The sequence below is a fragment of the Paractinoplanes toevensis genome (assembly GCF_018332695.1).
Classification (GTDB): Bacteria; Actinomycetota; Actinomycetes; order Mycobacteriales; family Micromonosporaceae; genus Actinoplanes; species Actinoplanes toevensis.
Genome location: NZ_BOQN01000038.1, coordinates 191756 through 209628, shown reverse-complemented (window position 1 = coordinate 209628; position 17873 = coordinate 191756). Strand labels below are relative to the sequence as shown.

General features: G+C 69.9%; 19 protein-coding genes. 14 read left to right on the top strand and 5 right to left on the bottom strand.

Features of this window, described 5'->3' with window-relative positions; genetic code table 11:
• Window positions 1-28: 28 nt before the first annotated feature.
• Window positions 29-1174 (bottom strand): sensor histidine kinase, encoded by a 1146-nt coding sequence (locus Ato02nite_RS13760; RefSeq protein WP_246606867.1) that lies wholly within the window; start codon window positions 1172-1174, stop codon window positions 29-31.
• Window positions 1175-1430: 256 nt separating this feature from the next.
• On the opposite strand from Ato02nite_RS13760, the gene Ato02nite_RS13755 reads away from it, so the two are divergent.
• The 3 genes from Ato02nite_RS13755 (at window position 1431) to Ato02nite_RS13745 (ending at window position 2281) form a co-directional block, all read left to right on the top strand.
• Window positions 1431-1610, top strand: a complete 180-nt coding sequence (locus Ato02nite_RS13755) for an antitoxin (RefSeq protein WP_213006863.1) — start codon at window positions 1431-1433, stop codon at window positions 1608-1610.
• Window positions 1611-1619: 9 nt separating this feature from the next.
• Complete coding sequence (locus Ato02nite_RS13750) at window positions 1620-1844, top strand: hypothetical protein (RefSeq protein ID WP_213006862.1); 225 nt, start codon at window positions 1620-1622, stop codon at window positions 1842-1844.
• Between the two features lie 125 nt (window positions 1845-1969).
• Window positions 1970-2281 carry a hypothetical protein gene (locus Ato02nite_RS13745; protein ID WP_213006861.1) on the top strand — a complete coding sequence of 104 codons (312 nt, stop codon included), beginning with the start codon at window positions 1970-1972 and terminating at the stop codon, window positions 2279-2281.
• Between the two features lie 45 nt (window positions 2282-2326).
• Here the strand turns inward: Ato02nite_RS13745 and Ato02nite_RS13740 are convergent, their stop codons facing one another.
• Both Ato02nite_RS13740 and Ato02nite_RS13735 read right to left on the bottom strand, forming a co-directional pair.
• Complete coding sequence (locus tag Ato02nite_RS13740) at window positions 2327-3967, bottom strand: aminotransferase class V-fold PLP-dependent enzyme (protein WP_213006860.1); 1641 nt, start codon at window positions 3965-3967, stop codon at window positions 2327-2329.
• Between the two features lie 40 nt (window positions 3968-4007).
• The gene (locus Ato02nite_RS13735) at window positions 4008-4817 is read right to left on the bottom strand and encodes a DUF4142 domain-containing protein (protein WP_246606866.1); all 810 of its coding nucleotides are present in this window, start codon (window positions 4815-4817) and stop codon (window positions 4008-4010) included.
• Between the two features lie 83 nt (window positions 4818-4900).
• Between Ato02nite_RS13735 and Ato02nite_RS13730 the strand changes: the two genes are divergently transcribed.
• The 8 genes from Ato02nite_RS13730 (at window position 4901) to Ato02nite_RS13695 (ending at window position 11156) form a co-directional block, all read left to right on the top strand.
• Window positions 4901-5407, top strand: coding sequence for a helix-turn-helix domain-containing protein (locus Ato02nite_RS13730; RefSeq protein WP_213006859.1), 507 nt, complete (start codon window positions 4901-4903; stop codon window positions 5405-5407).
• A 23-nt stretch (window positions 5408-5430) separates the two neighbouring features.
• Window positions 5431-5880, top strand: a complete 450-nt coding sequence (locus tag Ato02nite_RS13725) for a DUF4334 domain-containing protein (RefSeq protein ID WP_213006858.1) — start codon at window positions 5431-5433, stop codon at window positions 5878-5880.
• Window positions 5880-6920, top strand: a complete 1041-nt coding sequence (locus Ato02nite_RS13720) for an NAD(P)-dependent alcohol dehydrogenase (RefSeq protein WP_246606880.1) — start codon at window positions 5880-5882, stop codon at window positions 6918-6920. Before Ato02nite_RS13725 ends, Ato02nite_RS13720 begins: the two co-directional genes overlap by 1 nt.
• A 60-nt stretch (window positions 6921-6980) precedes the next feature.
• Window positions 6981-7478 carry a SigE family RNA polymerase sigma factor gene (locus Ato02nite_RS13715; RefSeq protein ID WP_213006856.1) on the top strand — a complete coding sequence of 166 codons (498 nt, stop codon included), beginning with the start codon at window positions 6981-6983 and terminating at the stop codon, window positions 7476-7478.
• Window positions 7475-8260, top strand: a complete 786-nt coding sequence (locus Ato02nite_RS13710) for a hypothetical protein (protein ID WP_213006855.1) — start codon at window positions 7475-7477, stop codon at window positions 8258-8260. The genes Ato02nite_RS13715 and Ato02nite_RS13710 overlap by 4 nt, the downstream gene beginning before the upstream one ends.
• An 88-nt stretch (window positions 8261-8348) precedes the next feature.
• Entirely contained in the window at window positions 8349-9416 is a 1068-nt protein-coding gene (locus Ato02nite_RS13705) for a M15 family metallopeptidase (RefSeq protein WP_246606865.1), read from the top strand.
• A 354-nt stretch (window positions 9417-9770) separates the two neighbouring features.
• On the top strand, window positions 9771-10193 hold the full coding sequence (locus Ato02nite_RS13700) for a hypothetical protein (protein ID WP_213006854.1): 423 nt from the start codon (window positions 9771-9773) through the stop codon (window positions 10191-10193).
• A 78-nt stretch (window positions 10194-10271) separates the two neighbouring features.
• Window positions 10272-11156 carry a hypothetical protein gene (locus tag Ato02nite_RS13695; protein WP_213006853.1) on the top strand — a complete coding sequence of 295 codons (885 nt, stop codon included), beginning with the start codon at window positions 10272-10274 and terminating at the stop codon, window positions 11154-11156.
• 680 nt (window positions 11157-11836) lie between these two features.
• On the opposite strand, the gene Ato02nite_RS13690 is transcribed toward Ato02nite_RS13695, so the two are convergent.
• Complete coding sequence (locus Ato02nite_RS13690; RefSeq protein WP_213006852.1) at window positions 11837-12682, bottom strand: LysR family transcriptional regulator; 846 nt, start codon at window positions 12680-12682, stop codon at window positions 11837-11839.
• Between the two features lie 97 nt (window positions 12683-12779).
• Between Ato02nite_RS13690 and Ato02nite_RS13685 the strand changes: the two genes are divergently transcribed.
• From Ato02nite_RS13685 to Ato02nite_RS13675, 3 genes are all read left to right on the top strand, one after another.
• Window positions 12780-14123 carry an LLM class flavin-dependent oxidoreductase gene (locus Ato02nite_RS13685; RefSeq protein WP_213006851.1) on the top strand — a complete coding sequence of 448 codons (1344 nt, stop codon included), beginning with the start codon at window positions 12780-12782 and terminating at the stop codon, window positions 14121-14123.
• On the top strand, window positions 14120-15091 hold the full coding sequence (locus tag Ato02nite_RS13680) for an LLM class flavin-dependent oxidoreductase (protein ID WP_213006850.1): 972 nt from the start codon (window positions 14120-14122) through the stop codon (window positions 15089-15091). The genes Ato02nite_RS13685 and Ato02nite_RS13680 overlap by 4 nt, the downstream gene beginning before the upstream one ends.
• Window positions 15092-15154: 63 nt before the next feature.
• A complete protein-coding gene (locus Ato02nite_RS13675) occupies window positions 15155-16579 on the top strand; it encodes a purine-cytosine permease family protein (RefSeq protein WP_213006849.1) in 1425 nt (474 codons plus the stop codon).
• On the opposite strand, the gene codA is transcribed toward Ato02nite_RS13675, so the two are convergent.
• Window positions 16554-17789, bottom strand: coding sequence for a cytosine deaminase (codA, locus tag Ato02nite_RS13670; RefSeq protein ID WP_213006848.1), 1236 nt, complete (start codon window positions 17787-17789; stop codon window positions 16554-16556). The two genes, Ato02nite_RS13675 and codA, sit on opposite strands and share 26 nt — an antisense overlap.
• Window positions 17790-17873: the final 84 nt, after the last annotated feature.

Here is a 17873-nt window from a genome sequence, read left to right as displayed (position 1 = left end):
TGATCTCTCCCTTCGAACATCCGTGCCATTACCCGGGCTGCGCGGACGGAAACGTGATCACCATGGCCACGCCGGGATCTCGGGCCTCGGCCACCGCGTCGCCACCGTGCGCGACGGCGAGCTGGCGCACGATCCACAGTCCGAGCCCGACCCCCTCCGGGCCGCCGACGGCGAACTGTCCGAAAAGAGTGGTACGCAGCTCGTCCGGGATGCCCGGACCGTGGTCGCGCACCTCGAGCCGGTCCATCCCGCCGTCGCGCGCCATGCAGATCACCACCGGCGGCTTGCCGTACCGCAGGGCGTTGCCGACCAGGTTGATCAGAACCTGCTCGAATCGCTGCTTGTCGACGCAGACCATCAGGTCACCGGGCACCTCGACGACCAGTTCCCGGTCGGTGCGCACGTAGGCGAGGGCGTCCTGGACGAGGAGCCGGGCCGGCTGCCGCCGCCGGTCCAGCTTGAGGTGGCCGGTGCTGTCGATCCGCTGCATGTCGAGCAGGCCGTCGGCCAGGCGGAAAACCCGGGCGGTCTGCCGCAGGGCGGCATCGACCATCCGCTCCTCGTGCCCGGTCGCGCTCTCCTTCAATTCTTCAAGAGTCATCCGTACGGTCGACAGCGGTGACCGCACGTCGTGGGCGAGCGTGTTGACCATGGCCGACCGCCACTGCTCGATCCGGGCCAGCCGGGCCCGGTCATCGCGCAGGTGGCGGGCCTGCGCCTCGATCAGCAGGGCGACCGCGACCGCGATCGGCATGAAGATGAAGGCGCTGCTGACCACCATCGGCGGCTGGTGGGTCAAAATCAACGGCACGAGGTACGCGGCGGTGGCCGGCAGGATGTAGGCGAGCAGGATCCAGCGCGAGAAGTGCAGCGCCGCCCAGGCGTAGAGCAGCACCAGGAACGGCCCGGTGCCGGCCGCGATGCCGCCGAACGACCAGGTCGACAGCCCGAGAACGGCGAAGCCGAACAACCCGAGCAGAGCCGGCGCGTTCGGTCCGGTGCGTTCCCACGGCACCGCCAGGGCGGCCAGCGCGAGCACGAAGTCGCAGCCCGCCACCACCAGCAGCCGCCCGGCGTTGCCCGGGTCGTTGGCGATGCCGGCGAACCCGAGCAGCCCGGCGAGCAGAAAGAGCGCACAGGCCTGCCGGGCCGCCGCACGCGGCCCGATCCCCATGAGCCGAAAAAGCCGTTTGAGTACTATTTTTTCACTATATCGAGCCGTAGGCTCCGCTCAGCAGGTCCTCGACAAGCCCCCGGGCCGCGCCGAGCCGGATCGGCCCGGTGTTCTTCTGGGTGATGAGCGGCCGCGACCTCGCCGCCTTCGCGACCGGAGAGCCGGCCCGGTCCTTCGTGACCTGACCTGAGGTTTCGCGGCGGACCGCCGGGGCACCCGGAGTCTGTTGAGACCACTGAAGGAACAGGAGTTTCAGATGGGCTTCCTGGACAAGGCGAAGGACTTCGCCGACGAGCACGACGAGCAGGTCGACCAGGGCCTGGAAAAGGCCGGCGACCAGGTCGACCAGCGCACCGGCGACAAGTACTCGAAGCAGGTCGACCGCGGCGTCGACGAGGCGCAGAAACGCACCGGCGAGGGCGACACCGGGCAGTAAGGAGCAGCCATGACCACCCCGCAGAACCCGCTGGTCCCGGCCGCGCTGGCCGCGGACCTGACCAGCGACGACGACGAGACCAGGGCCGGCACCCCGGTCGGCGCGGCCGACGCCGAGGCCGACGCGGCCCGATCGGGCGCCGACGCCGATCCGGCCCACGGCGCTCGGGACACCGACGGCGTACCGGTCGGCGAGGCCGACCACGAGGCCGACAAGCGCGCCTCGGGCGCCTGAGCCCGGAGAGGGTTGATTGTCCTCCTCTCCGGCGTTGGATGTGGCAAAAGCGCCGTTCGGCACACGCCTCCGGGCGCCGCGTGGTCGGGTGGTCGGGTCCATGTCATGAATAGGAAGGACGCGACATGCGCACCACGACAAAGCTGTCGATGCTGCTCGGCGCCGGAATCATGACCGCGGTAATCGGCGCGGCCCCGGCGCAGGCAAGTCCGGCGCCACCGCCCGGCCACGACGACGACGTGATTGCCTACTTCGACAACCGGTCCGACTGCTTCTGGGTCGCTCGGATGGGCCAGCGTCACTGGGACGACCCGGAGTGCAACCCGGTCCGGTTCGGCCCGTACCGGGGCATGTGGGCCCTGACGTCCGGAGACGACGACAACGATCACTGGCAGGACCAGGGTCAAGGTCAGAACTGGCCTCGGCCGCGACACTGACGAGAGCGGTAAGTGCTGATGGAGGCCCTCGGGCCTCCATCACGCTTATCCGGCCAGGCAGGCGTCCGGGAGGAGGAACCAGCGGAGCTTCTCGACGCTCGGGGGCAGGCCCGGCGCTGAGCCGTCGACCGGGTCGCAGCGGGACTCCATCAGGTGGCGGGCCTCGGCCAGGTGAGCGGGCAGCACCTCCTCGCCGAGCGGCTCGAGGGCCGGGGCCGGGCCGGCGTCCAGGCGCAGGTCGGTCAGGTGGACGCGCGGGCCGGGGTGGGCGACGTGGGTCCAGCGGGCGGTGTGCGGGTCGAAGCGGTAGTCGGGCAGCATGCGCTCGCCGTGTTCGGCGATCAGGGCCACCGCGTCGGCCAGGTAGTCGGCCACCGCGTCGGAGATGAAGTAGCCGAGGTTCAGCCGTGACCAGCCCGGCTTGATGCCCTCCCAGCCCTTGGCGATCTCGTCGCGGAACTCGCGGGAGTGGGCGTCGTCGATGCCGAGCAAGCGGTGGCCGTACGGGCCGGCGCAGGAGCAACCGCCGCGCACCTGGATGCCGAACAGGTCGTTGAGCAGCGCCACCACGAAGTTGTGGTGCAGGTAGCGGGAACTCGCCCGGATCTGGAACGAGACGATCGGCAGCCGGTCGGCGTGCAGGTCGCCAAGGATCTCGATGCCCGGGACCGAGGCCCAGCGGGTCAGCAGGCGCTGCCACAGCTCGTGCTCGCGGGCGCCGATCACGTCGGTGCCGACCTCGTCCTTGACCTGGAAGACCAGGCCCGCCCGGATGGACTCGACGATGGCGGGGGTGCCGCCTTCCTCCCGGGCCACCGGGTCGTCCAGGTATTTGTGGCCGACCGGGTCGACGAAAGCGACCGTGCCGCCGCCGGGCACGGTCGGGACGCGGTTGGTCATCAGCGCCCGGCGCAGCACCAGCACGCCGGGGGTCTGCGGGCCGCCGGCGAACTTGTGCGGGGACAGGAACACCGCGTCCTTGTCGGCCATGGTGATCGGCACGTAGGGGCCGGCCGCCGCGTAGTCCCACACGGCGAGCGCGCCGTGCGATCGCAGGAGCGCGGATACCGCGGTCACATCGGTGAGGATGCCGGTGACGTTCGACGCGGCGGAGAAGGCGCCGATGCGCAACGGGCGGGAAGCGTACTCCCGAAGCCGTTCTTCCAGATCGAGAAGGTCGACGTGCCCGCTGTCGTCGGCGCCGATCGGCACCACCTCGGCGATCGACTCGCGCCAGGGCAGCTCGTTGGAGTGGTGCTCGTAGGGGCCGATGAAGATCACCGGGCGGTCCGCGCGCGGGATGTGCGCCGACAGGTCGTACCGGTCGTCGAGGGTCTCGGGGATGCGCAGGCCGAGCAGGGCGACCAGCTTGTTGACCGCGGCGGTGGCGCCCGAACCGCAGAACAGCACGACGTCGTCGGGGCCGGCCCCGACACTGCGGTGGACCAGGGCCCGCGCCTCCTCGCGCAGCAGGCCGGTCTGCGCGCCGGTCGCCGACGCCTCGGTGTGCGTGTTGGCGTAGCCGGGCAGCACCCGTGACCGGATGAAGTCCTCGACGAAGTCCAGGGCCTGCCCGGAGGCGGTGTAGTCGGCGTGGGTGATGCGCCGGGGACCGTACGGGCCGTCGAGAACCGCGCCGGCGCCGATCAGGCCACGGCGGATCCGCTGGATGATGGGGGTGTCCATGGTCCCGACTCTGACCTAGTCGGGCCCGGAAAACCAGTGGTCAGTAGTGGTAGCGGCGGCGGGGCGGGCGGCGCCGGCCACCGATCATCCGCCAGGTCAGGAACGCTCCGGCGGCCACCACGGCGCCGAGCACCCCCAGGATCAGGTTCCGGTTGCCGCCCAGCGACCGGGTCTCGGCGACCGCATTGAGCGCCGCGGCGGTGGGCGGGGCGCTGGTGGCGGCGGCCGGCGGCGGGGCGGTCGGCAGCGCCGCGTAGTCGACGATGCCGCTGCTCTCCAACAGCGTCAGGTGCGTCATGACGAACTGGTTGGCCTGCTGCGCGAGCTTGCGCACGGTGTCGTTGCGGGTCGAGGTCCGGATCGTCGCGATCGCCGGGAAGATCTTGCCGTGGGCGGCGCGGAGCCGGTCGATGTAGATCTGGTCGAACTCCTCGCCCTGCGCGTCGCGCATCTCGGCGAGCCAGCCCTGCTGGTCCTTGTTCGGCTGGCTGGGGATCTTGATGCCGAGCTTCTTGGCGGCCGCCCGGTCCAGCTGGTCGAGCACGACGTGCTGGCCGGCGATGGTCTTGCCGATTTTCTGGATCCCGGTGTTCTTCGACTGCTTCTGGGCCATCTCGCCGGCCGGGATCTCCCACAGGCCGGCCAGCCGCACCTTGATCACGAAGTCGATGTCGGCCTCGGAGACGTCGCCCTCGTTGGTGTCCTGGAGCAGCTCGCCGGGGGGCACCGGGACGCCGGGCTCAGCGGCGAGGGCCCGTCCCGAGTCGAGCAGGACGAGCGCGATGACCGCGATCGCCGGACCCCACACACGACGCCACCCGAACATCAGTGCCTCCTCGGCGATCGACACGCGCTGTTGGGAGTCAGTACGGGGCGGGGCCACAGATGGATCACAGAATTCTCAGAAAAAACAAGGGGCCTAAGGTCCCTAATGTGACAACCTCCGATCGGCACACCCGGATCATGAAGGCGGCGGCGGCCACCTTCGCCCGGCACGGCTACCGGCGTACGTCCATGGAAGCGATCGCCCAGGCCGCCGATATGTCCCGGCCCGCGCTGTACCAGTACTTCGCGAACAAGGAGGCGGTCTTCCGGGAGATGACCCGGTGGCTGCTGGACCGCAACGCCGAGGCGGCCGAGGCGGCCGCCCGGGTCGCCACGCGGCCGATCGACGCGCTGCTGGACGCCGTGCTGGCCCTGCACACACCCGGCCCGAAGGGCGGCACGGAACACTTCTTCGAACTGATCGACGAGGTGCAGCAACGAGCCGGCGACCTGTGGGCGCAGCACGAGAAACGCTTCCTCGACGCGATCCGGGCGGCGGCACCGGACGCGGATGCCGCGGTCCTCTTCTACGCCGCGAAGGGGATCAGCCTGGCGCCCTACGGCGTCGAGGAGCGGCGGACCTACCTGCGCCGACTCGCCACCCTTGCAACCTGACACTTCCGGCATAAATTGTCAGGATGGATGCTCAAGCCCGGTTCACGGCGCTGCGCCACCAGGACGGCCCGATTCCCACCGCGGAGCTCGACGAGGTCTGGGCCGCACTCGGCCCGGTCCGCGCCGAGGAGATCCTCGGCGCGTGGCGGGGCAGCGAGTTCGACACCGGCCACCCGCTCAACGGCCAGTTGGCGAAGGCCGGGTGGCACGGCAAGACCTTCGTGAGCGTGTCCGACGCGAAACCGCTGATCTGCCGCGGCCCCGACGGCGAGCTGTATTCCAACATCGAGCTCGGCAAGGGCGAGGCCAGCCTGTGGAACGTCGAGTTCCGTGGCGAGGTCACCGCGACCATGGTCTACGACGGCCGGCCGGTGTTCGACCACTTCAAGCGGGTCGACGACGACACCCTGATGGGCATCATGAACGTCAAGGGAAACGCCGGCCTCTTCTACTACTTCATCCTGGAGAAGTGATGCGGATCCGGGCCGCCGTCACCGAGACCACCGGCGGTCCGTTCGTCGTCCAGGACCTCGACCTGGCGGACCCGCAGCCGCACGAAGTACTGGTGAAGGTCACCGCGGCCGGCCTCTGCCACACCGACCTCACCATGCAGGCGGTCTGGCCGCGGACCCCGATGGTCTTCGGCCACGAGGGCGCCGGCGTCATCGAAGCGATCGGCGCCGAGGTGACCGGCCTGGCCCCCGGCGACCACGTCTGCCTGACCTTCCACAGCTGCGGCACCTGCGAGCAGTGCACGACCGGCCGGCCCGCCTATTGCCGGGCCGCGCGAGCCCTCAACGCGTCCGGCGGCCGCGGCGACGGCAGCACCCCGCTGTCCCGCGGCGGCTCCCCCGTGCACGGCGGTTTCTTCGGCCAGTCCAGCTTCGCGACATACGCGATCGCCCACCAGCGCAACACCGTCCGCGTCCCGGCCGACCTGCCGGCCACCGTCGCCGCCCCGCTCGGCTGCAGCGTGCAGACCGGCGCCGGTACGGTCCTCAACCGGCTGCGCCCCGAGCCGGGCGAGTCGCTGCTGGTGATCGGCTGCGGCGGGGTGGGCCTCAGCGCGGTGATGGCCGGCGTCGCGGCCGGGTGCGAGGTCACCGCAGTCGACCCGATCGCCGCCCGGACCACCCTCGCCCTCGAGCTCGGCGCGAAGGCCACCGGGATGAGCGGCCGGTTCCACCACATCGTCGACACGACCAGCCGTCCCGAGATGCTGACCAGCGCCCTCGCCGCGCTGCGCCCGCTGGGCAACCTGGCCATCGTCGGCATCGGCCACGAGGTCACGTTCGACATCATGAAGGTGATGAACTCCGGCGCCCGCATCCACGGCGTACTCGAAGGCGACTCGGACCCGCACGCCTTCATCCCGCAGCTCATCGACCTCCACCGCGGCGGCGCCCTGCCGATCGACCGCCTGATCACCACGTTCGCCTTCGAGAACATCGCCGGCGCGGTGTCCGCCATGCGCGACGGGACAGCGATCAAACCCGTACTCGTCTTCGATTGACGTGCAACCTCGCCACCGGCCTTCTCCGTCGTGCCGGGAGAAGCATGGGGAGGGGCGCGGGTGAAAAGGTCGGACGAGGACGAGTTCCGGGCGTTCGTCACGGTCCGGATGGACCGCTGGCGGCGGGCGGCCTACCTGCTGTGCCATGACTGGCACACGGCCGACGACCTGGTCGGCACCGTCGTGGGCAAGCTCTACCGGCATTGGCGGCGGGTCTCCGCCGCCGACAATCCCGAGGCGTACGCCCAGCGCGTGCTCACCCGGGCCTGGCTCGACGATCGACGCCGTCCCTGGCGCCGCGAGCACCCCGCCGACACGGTCCCGGATTCCGGCTGGACGCAGCCGGACCGGACCGGCGATCGCGATCAACTGATGCGGCTGCTGGCCGCGCTCGGCCCACGACAGCGGGCCGTGGTCGTCCTGCGCTTCTACTTCGACCGATCGGTCGAGGAGACCGCGGAGCTGCTCGGCATCTCCACGGGAACGGTCAAGAGCCAGTCGGCGCGGGGGCTCGAGACGCTGCGCACCCTGGCCTACTCAACCGGGAGTCCGGAATGAACCAGCAGATATTCGATCAACTCATCGGCGAGCCACCCCGCACCACGATCGACGTGGACCGGATCATCGCCCGACAGCGCCACCGCCAGGGCCTGAGCCGGGTCGCCGCCGGTGGAGCGGCCGCGCTCGGCGTCGTGCTCGCGGTGGCGGCCGGGGTGAGCCTGACCGGCGGCACCACCCGCCCGGCTCCGCTGCCGGCCGCCTCGCCGACGTCGAAACCGGTCGGTTTCATCCTGCAGACCAGGACCGAGGCCGGGCGACAGGAAACTCTGGACCGGCTGCGCACGGCCCTGGAGAACAGCACCAGGATGTACGCGCCGGGAGCCGCGTGGATCTTCATGCCCGACGTCCCGGGCGCGAAGCGCACCCCCGACGGCCACCCGATCATGTGGGCCAACACCCCGGTCGTCACGTTCGAGGGCCGCTCCGGCATCGTCGCCGGCGGCCGGAAGGGCGGCTTCTTCCTCTCGGTCCGCCCGATCGGCATCCAGTCCGACGGGACGTCCACCCCGATGCGGGAGTGCGACGGCTCGGTTGCGGTCTGCGAGTCGACCCGCACCCCGAAGGGTCTCGATCTTGTGCACTGGATCGACCGACCACAGCAGCTGTACACCCTCTACGGCACCCAGATCCGGCTGCGCGGCGGCAACTGGTCGCTGACCCTGCAGGCGGTGAACTACTTCGGCGGGGACCCCGGCCGGGTCAGCGCGGACCGGCCGGCGCTCACCCGGAGTCAGCTCGACGCGATCGCCACCGAGATGGCCGACCTGTTCGCCGGATAGCCCCTGATCATGCCCGGCGGGGGTGGCGCAACCGGCCCGCTCCCCCGCCGGGCCCGGTCTGCACCCGGCGGAAACCACGCTCTTCGAGGTGACTACGCGACCCGAGCATCCCTACCGAGCCCGAGCCCGACGTCTCACCGCCGCGGCTGTCCTCGCGACCGCCGGCCTGACCCTGCCGTTCGCCCACCCGGCCGAAGCGGCCGTTCCCGTCGTCGCCAACTCCTGGTCGACGCTGATGTACCGCAGCCTGACCGTGGACGCGCAGATCGCGCAGCTGCGCACCACCCTCGCCGCCCAGCAGACCACCTTCAACACCCGGGTCGGCGAGGTGGCCGAGGCCAAGATCGCCAACGGTGGCGCGCAGGCCCGGCTGACCGCCGCGACCGGCGCCGACACGACCGCCCGGGCCCAGCTCACCACGGCCGTCGAGGCCGCCACCGCGGCGAAGCAGAACCTGACCAAGGCCACCAAGGTCAAGCCCCGCAACGCCGCCGCGGTCACCAAGGCAACGGGCGCGGTCACCGCCGCGGTCAAGACCGTGAACCTGCGCAAGGCGGCGGTCGAGCGGGCCTCCGGCGTACTCAAGCAGGCCCGGACCGGCGCGCAGAGCGCGACCACCGCGCTGACCTCGGCCCTGGCCGCCTGGAAGACGGCGTCCGGAGCGATCACGGTGACCCAGCAGCGGATCACCGCCGTCCCGAAGGCCGCCGACCTGGCCGGGCAGGGCGCCAAGCTGAGCAAGGACGTCGTCAACCAGGTGCGGCCGGCCTTCACCACGGCGGACACCGCCCAGGTGTACGGGGTGACCGTGCACAAGAACGTGGCGTACGCGTTCAAGCGGATGGTCGACGACGCGAAGGCGGACGGGATCGCCATCTCCGGCGGCGGGTTCCGCACCAAGCAGCGGCAGATCGAGCTCCGGACCATCAACGGGTGCCCGGACGTGTGGACCGCGCCGGCCTCGTCGTGCCGGGTGCCGACCGCCATTCCGGGGCGTTCGCTGCACGAGATCGGTATGGCCGTCGACATCACTTCCGGCGGCAAGACGCTGACGTCCAAAAGTACGGCGTTCGCCTGGCTGAAAGTACATGCCGCACAGTACGGATTCGTGAACCTGCCGGCCGAAGCGTGGCATTGGTCGATCACCGGCGGGTGACAGAAATAGTCGAGCATGAACTCCTGAATCTCATACTTGCCAAAGGTCAAGGATCATAATCGCCGGGCGCTCCACCTCTGTGGATGCGCCCGGCGATCTTTTTCGTTAATGACCATGAAACGGCAGTTGCAAACTCTCGGACACCGAAAGTGGCCATTCATCTCCTCATTCATTCACGCATGTCCCGTTGACGCTTAACGAGCCCTAGGTAAGACTTGCGTCCATTACAGCTGTATTGCCGACGTTCGATGACGCCGAGTGGTGGCCCAGCGCGCGGGACATGCGGGCGGCGTCCGAATTGATCGTCGGTGTTCCGCCCTCCTCCGTGCTCCACCCAAATCGGGAGTGAATCCAATGATCCGTAAAACTGCTGCCGCGCTGGCCGTCGCCGCCGGTTTCGCCGCTGTCATCGGCATCGCCGGCCCGGCCTTCGCCGGCACCCCCGGCAACGGCACTCTGGACAACGACGAGATCGGCCTGTGGCGCGACCCGGGCTTCGTCGGCAACGTGCTCTACGACGCGCCGGCCGGCACCCAGACCACCCCGTGGAACTACACCGGAACGTTCCGCAACGACGCCAGCACGCCGATCAACAACAACGTCAGCAGCATCGCCAACTACACCCCGTACTACGCGGTGGCGTGGACCGGCGCCGGCGCCACCGGCGCGTCCCTGATTCTCGCGCCCTACAACACGGCACCCGGCGGGACCTCCTGGGCCTACTCGAGCCTGGGCAGCTACAACGACAGCTTCAGCTCGCACTACGCCGTCATCTGATCACCCCGAACGTGACCCAGTAAGCGCAGCCCGGCCCAGCATCGCGGGCCGGGCTGCACCGGGCAAGGAGTCACCTCAATGATCAATGGGAAACGTGTTCTCGCCTGTTTCGGCCTCGCCGCGGTCATCGCCGGCACCGGCGCATGCACCGCCGGCCGAGCCCCGGCGCCATCGGCGGAACCGGAACTCGGCCCCATTCCGGTCGTGCGCTCCGGCGCCGATATCCGGCTGCCGCTCGACGCCTATGTGCTGACCATGGAACAGGCGCGCATGTACTCCGCGGCGGTGAATATCCTCGGCCGCGACTGCATGAAGCGGTTCGGTCTCACCTGGCCCGCGAGTGCGCCGGCCCCGAGCACCGAAACGCCGCTGAACGCGCGCCGATACTCGGTCATCGAGCCGACGGAAGTAAAGACCTTCGGATACCACAACCCCGCCGCGCTAAGTGGTGCGGCCGAATCGACGGAAAAGGTCACCGCGGAGGCCATGAACGTGTGGTCCGGTGGCGGCGAGCAGACATTCGACGGGAGACCCGTTCCGCCCGGCGGGTGCTCCGGGGAAGCTGCCCGGCAGCTCAACAAAGGCGTGCCCGACATCGACCCCGGCATCGCACCAAAACTTCAGTTCGAATCCTTCAACCAGATCAAGACCGACAGCCGGGTGAAGCGGGTATTCACCGAGTGGAGCACCTGCATGCGGGCAAAAGGCTTCGGGTATCCCGACCCGTACACCGCCGCGAACGATCAGCGCTGGCGAACCGCCAAGCCGGGCCGGACGGAGATCGACACGGCCGGCGTGGACGTGGCCTGCAAAGCGCAGACCAATACGGCCGGAATCATGCTGGCGGTGGAGACCGCCTACCAGAAACGAACCATCGAGGCCCGCGCGGCCGAGATGGCCAAAATAAAGTCCTACCTGGAAGCGCAGACCGCCAATGGCGCTCAGATAATCGCCGCTCGCTGATCCACGCGGTACCACCAGATCTCGCGGTCGTCCGCCATCGTGTCGAGTTCGGCGTCGGTGGGGCGGAGCCGGCCGGGAGTGCGACCGCCGCCGCGCCCGAGCGCCGCACGAAGTCGCGCAGAGCGCCCACTCCGGGCGTCGCGGCCAGGTCGTGGGCGTCCAGCGAAACTTCGTCCACCAGGGCGTCCGGGCCGAGGCCCCACCAGTGCGCGATCAGCTCGGGGTCGCCGGCCTTCTCGGCGGCGGTGGCGACGGCCAGCACCACCTCGATCAGCCGGACCGGGCGGGGCGGGATCGCGTCGGCGCCGGTCAGATGACCCGCGTCGGCCATCCGCCGCCACAGTGCGGTGCCGGCCTCGCAGTACAGCCAGGGCGGGTCGGCGTAGCCGTCGGCGAGCGGGTTCCCCCAGTCCTCGCCGGCCGGCTCGCCCAGCTCGGTGAAGCCGGTCAGGCCGTCGAAGTACGAGCGGCGGCGCGCGTAGTCCGGGTGCTCGGCGATCGGGAAACGGTAGGTGTGCCGCCGACGGAGCAGGATCTCCTCGACCCGGCCCATCGTGTACGAGCAGTCGTAGGTGTTCTGGAACGCGTAGAGGGCCACGAACCAGTCGCGCAGCCGGTCGTCGTCGTCCGGGTGACCCGCGTCCAGCACGACGATCGAGGAGTGGACCAGATCTTCGATCTCATGCATGGACATGGCCCGGCATCGTAGCCAGCAGTGCCCGCAACGCCCGCACGGCACTACCCGCCTCCTCGGCCGCCAGCCCGCCCCGGGGCTGCACCGACAGCACGAGCGGCCGCGCCGCCGGCAGGTCGTCCCGGGCGACCAGCCCTTCGAACTCCTGCTCGAGCCCGGCCATCAGGGCCACGCCCAGCCCGGCCCGCACGGCCGCCTGCACCCCGGCCAGATGGGCGGCCTCGCAGCCCACCTCGGCCGGCAACCCGTGCTCGGCCAGCGTCTCCAGGGCGCGGCTGCGCAGCGCACAGGGCGCGTCGAAGGCGACCAGCGGCACCGGCCCGGCCGGCGGACGCCATTGCGGCGCCGAATACCAGGTGAGCGGAAGCGACCCGACCGCCGCACCGCCCGAGTCGGTCCCGATCAGCAGCGCCAGATCGATGCGGCCCTCGGCCAGTGCGGCCCGCAGCTGAGCCCCGCGGTCGATGCGGAACCGGACCCGGCGCCCGGGGAACGCCCCGGCCAGGGCGGGCAACAGCAGCGCGGCCGCGTGCTCGGTGGCGCCGATGGTCAGCCCCGGCTCCTCCTCGACGTCGAACACGCGCAGAGTCTCGTCGTGTGCGGCCAGGATGCGCCGGGCCTGGCCGAGCAGCATCTCCCCCGCGGCGGTGAACCGGGACCCCCGCCCGTCCCGCTCGACGAGGGCGCGCCCCACGGTCGACTCCAGCCGGCGCACGTGCTGGCTCACCGCACCCTGGGTGAGGTGCAGCGACGTGGCGGCGCGCTGGAAGCCGCCGCAGTCCGCCACCGCGACGAAGCTGCGCAGCGGCCCGATGTCCAGAAACCGACTCATGCCTATCAGACTACTAGGAATTGATGAGGCAGCGTAATGGCTGGTATCACGTTCTCTCCTTGGACATGACGCCAGCGCGAAGCCGAGACTCAGGAACATGGCAGCTCGCAAACAACTCGTGCTCGGCGCCGTCTTCTACGGCGTCGGCGGACCCGGTCAGCACCACACGTGGCTCAGCCCGGAGATCCCCGGTGACGCGAGCGTCGACATCCGCTGGTACATCGCCCGCGCCCAGCAGGCCGAGGCGGCGAAGTTCGACCACATCTTCATCGTCGACAGCCAGTTCATCACCCCGGACTCGCCCAACCACTACCTGAACCGGCTCGAGCCGCTCACGCTGCTGTCGGCGGTCGCCGTGCACACCACCAACATCGGGCTGGTCGGCACGCTGACGACGTCGTACAACGATCCGTTCAACCTGGCCCGGCGGCTCGCCTCGCTCGACCTGATCAGCGGTGGCCGGGCCGGCTGGAACGTGGTGGCCACCGGCGACGGCGGGACGGCCGGCAACTACGGCCGCAAGGAGCACTACGACTACGCCGCCCGGTACGGCCGAGCACTCGAGTCGGTCCGGGTGGTGCAGGGGCTGTGGGACTCGTACGAGGACGACGCCTTCCCCCGCGACAAGGAGGCCGGGGTCTTCTTCGACAAGACCAAGCAGCACCCGCTCAACCACGTCGGCGAGCACTTCTCGGTGGTGGGACCGCTGAACATCGAGCGCTCGCCGCAGGGCCAGCCGGTCATCTTCCAGGCCGGCGACTCGGACGAGGGCCGCGACCTGGGCGCGAGCATCGCCGAGGCGATCTTCACGCATGCCGCGACGATCGAGCAGGCGGTGGCGTTCCGCAACGACCTGCGGGCCCGGGCCGCCGCGAAGGGCCGCGACCCCGACCACGTGCTGATCGTGCCGGGCTTCAACCCGATCATCGCGGACACCGACGAGGAGGCCCGCGCCATCGAGGCCGAAAGGGTCGGCGGCAAGGACTTCGACCGGGCGTTGAAGGAGCTGGGCCGGCCGTTCGGCTGGCACGACTTCACCCGGTACGACCTGGACGCTCCCTTCCCGGAGGTGGGCGACGCCGGTGCCCGGAGCTTCAAGACGCAGGCCGAGGGGATCAAGAAGCTGGCCCGGGAGCAGAACCTCACGCTCCGTCAGGTCGTGCAGCGGAGCATCGACTCCCAGCGCTCGCCGTTCGTCGGGTCGCCGCTGACCGTGGCGAACGAGATCCAGCGGTGGTTCGAGGCGGGCGCGTTCGACGGGCTCAACATCGGGGTCGGGGTGCCGAGCGAGTTCGCCCGGTTCACCGACGAGGTGCTGCCGATCCTGCGCGAGCGCGGCATCGCCCGCACCGAGTACGACTCGACGACGCTGCGCGGCAACTACGGCCTGCCGATCCCGGAGAACGTGCACACCGCCGCCCGGAAGGTGCTGGTCCCGTGAACCGGCTCGGCTTCCTCACCCACGTGCAGGGCGAGAACGCGTACCGCAATGCCCAGGAGCTGTTCGTGGTGGCCGACGAGCTCGGCTTCGACGTCGGCTGGGTGGCGCAGCACCACGAACCGCTGCAGGGTGGCGGCCTGTCGTCACCCTGGACGTTCCTGGCGTACGCGGCCGCCCGGACCCGGAGGATCCGCCTCTCCACGGCCATCACCATCGTGCCGCTGGAACACCCGATCCGCCTGGCCGAGGACGTCTCCGTGGTCGACACGCTCAGCGGCGGCCGGGTCGAGATCGGCGTCGGCAGCGGCTCGGGGCCGGCCGAATACGCCGTGTTCGGCAAGGACTTCGAGCAGAAGCGCGAGCTGACCACCGAGGGCCTGCGGATCCTGCGCGCGGCACTGGCCGGCGCGGAGGTCGCCCCCGGCTTCACCATCCAGCCGCCCGCCCCGAGCGACTTCACCGACCGGATCTGGCAGGGCATCTTCAGCGAGGCGGGCGCCCGTTACACCGCGCAGGAGGGCTCGAACCTGCTGCTCAACCGGGCCACCTACGGGTACGACGAGGACACCGACGTCATCCAGCGGGTATGGGCGGACGCGTTCCTGGAGACGTGGGCTCACGACCGTACGCCGCGAATTGGTTTGTCGCGTTTTGTCTTTCCGGCGAAGGACCGTAAGGAAGCCCTCCGGCAGATCGAGGACGGCCTGAACAACGCCACCGCGGGGTTCGTCCGGCGCGGCACCTTCCCCGCCGGGCAGAGCACCGAGGAGTACCTGCGCCGGTTCCATGCCTTCTACGGACACCCCGACGAGATCATCGAGGCGCTGCGGAAGGAGAAGGTGTTGCCGGTGGCCACCGACCTGATTACGCAGTTCAATCCCGGCATTCCGGATTTCGACGCGGCCGTCAACGCACTCACGCTGATCGCTACCGAGATCGCGCCGGCCCTCGGCTGGAAAGCGCAATAATCCGGAAACAGATCGGGCGTCTACTCCAGGTCATCGAGGTCGATCGAGGGCCGGAGGCCGGATATGACAGCAGCGGTCGAAACAACTGAAGCCGAGGTAAGGGAAGGCTCTTACGGAGCCCGGGTCACCGCGGTAGAGCCCGGTGGCGCGGGCTTCATCCCGGTCGAGGAGCGGCACGGCCGGCCACTGAACCTGTTCTGGACGTGGATGTCGCCGAACCTCGAGTTCGCGACCATCTTCGTGGGCGTCATCTCGGTGCTCTACTTCCAGCAGACGTTCGGCCAGGCGGTGGCCGCGATCGTGCTGGGCACCGCGCTCGGCTCGGCGACCCACGGCATCCTGTCGGCGCGCGGCCCGTCGATGGGCGTACCGCAGATGGTGTTGTCCCGCATCGGTTTCGGCTACCGCGGCAACATCCTGCCGGCCGGTCTCAACGCGGTCGTGGCCGGCATCGGCTGGTTCGCGGTCAACAGCGTCAGCGGCGCGCTCGCCCTGGCCACCCTCACCGATCTGCCGAACGTGCTCTGCCTGATCATCGTGGTGGTCCTGCAGGTGGCGGTCGCTTTCTTCGGGCACAACCTGGTGCAGGCGTTCGAGCGCTACGCGTTCCCAGTCCTCGCGGTGATCTTCCTGATCACGTCGATCATCACGCTGAGCAAGGCCTCGCCGTCCGCTGTCGCGGGCGGCACCGGCGGGATCGGCGGCTTCCTGCTGACGGTCGGGGCCTCCTTCGGGTACGCGGCGGGCTGGAACCCGTACGCGACGGACTACACCCGCTACCTCGCCCCGACGACCAGCAAGGTGTCGACCGGAGTCTTCGCCGGGCTGGGCGTGTTCGTGTCGTGCACGTTCCTGGAGATCGTCGGCGCCGCGTCGGCGACCATCGCGGCCCCCGGCATCGAGAACCCGACCGAGGCGTTCACCAGCCACCTGCCGTCGGTAGTGGCTAACCTGACGCTGCTGGCCATCGCGCTCGGGGCGATCAGCGCGAACGCCATCAACATCTACTCCGGCTCGATGTCGTTCCTGGCGCTCGGCTTCACCGTGCCGCTCGGCCTGCGGCGGGCCATCGTCTCCGGCGTCTTCGGCGTGGCCGGCTTCCTGCTGGCCTGGTCGGGCCTGAGCGACGCCGGGCACAAGTACGAGAACTTCCTGCTGGTCATCGCGTACTGGATCGGGCCCTGGCTGGCGGTCTACCTGACCGACTGGTTCCTGCGGCGCGGCAAGCGGGTGGACGGCTTCCTCTACGACAAGGCGCACAACCCGTGGGGCGGCGCGGTCGCCATGGCGATCGGCATGGTCGTGTCGATCTGGCTCTTCTCCAACCAGAGCGAGTACGTCGGCCCGGTCCCGTCGCACTGGCCGTCGTTCGGCGACTTCACGTTCGAGGTCGGCTTCGTGGTGTCGGCGGTGCTCTACGCGGTGTTCTTCCCCCTACAGAAGGGCACCAGTCAGAAGGGCGTCAGCGAAAGCTCACTGGTTGCGTGACACCGTCCCAGGTGACGGTGGTGCGGGCGGGCTCGGTCTCGGCGACGACCCGGCCCGCCCGCATCACCAGATACCGGGGGCGTTGCAGCCGCAACGCCTCGGCCTCGCTGGTGGCGTCGAAAACGACCAGGTCGGCCGGCCCGCCCACCTTGAGGCCGTAGTCGGCCACGCCGAGAGCAGCCGCCGGGGCCACGGTGATCATGTCGATCAGGGTGCGCAGTTCGTCCGCGCCACTCATGTGTCCGAGGTGCGCCAGCACGAACGCGGCCTGCAACGGGTCGCCGAACCCGAGCGGGTACCACGGATCCATCACCGAGTCGTGCCCGATCGCCACGTTGACCCCGGCCGCCAGCAGTTCCTTGACCCGGGTGTGGCCGCGCCGGATCGGCCCGGGGTCGAATCGGCCCTGCAGCACCGCGTTGTCCAGCGGGTTGGTCACCATATGCAGGCCGGCCCGGGCGATGTTGTTGATCAGCCGATAGGCGTACGCCGCGTTGTAGGAATGCATCGCCGTGGTGTGGCTGGCGGTCACCCGGCCGCTCATCCCCCGCCGGATCGTCTCGGCCACCATCGTCTCGAGGAAACGGGAGTGCTCGTCGTCGGTCTCGTCGCAGTGGATGTCGACCCGCAGCCCGTGCTCCTCGGCGAGCGCCATCGCGAACCGCACCGACTCGACCCCGTCCTCCCGGGTCAGCTCGTAGTGCGGAATCGCCCCGATCACGTCGGCGCCGACATCCACCGCCCTGCGCATCAGGTCGGCCCCGCCGTCGAAGGACAGGATGCCCTGCTGCGGGAACGCCACCAGTTGCAGGTCGATCACCCCGCGGGCCTCCTCGCGCAGCTCGACCAGGGCCCGCAGCGCCCGCAGATCGGGATCGCAGACGTCGACGTGACTGCGCACATGCTGCACGCCGCAGGCCAGCTGCCAGCGCAGCACCTTCCGGACCCGCTCCTTGACGTCCTCGACGGTCAGGTCCTGGACCCGCTCGGCCCAGATCGCGATGCCCTCGAACAGCGACCCGGACCTATTCGGCCGGGGCTGGCCCTCGGTGAGCACCGCGTCGAGGTGGATGTGCGGCTCGACCAGCGGCGGCGTAACCAGCCGGCCGCCCAGGTCGCGGGTGGTCCGCGCCTCGGCGGGCGGCACGATCCGACCGCCGGAGATGCCGATGTCGCCACGGGAGGTGTTGGTGAGCAACAGGTCGATCATGGCCTCATTCTGCGCGCCGCACGTTACGACCTGAGGCGATGCTGAGACAGGGCCGGTTTGGGTGGACGGCCCGCACGCGAGAGG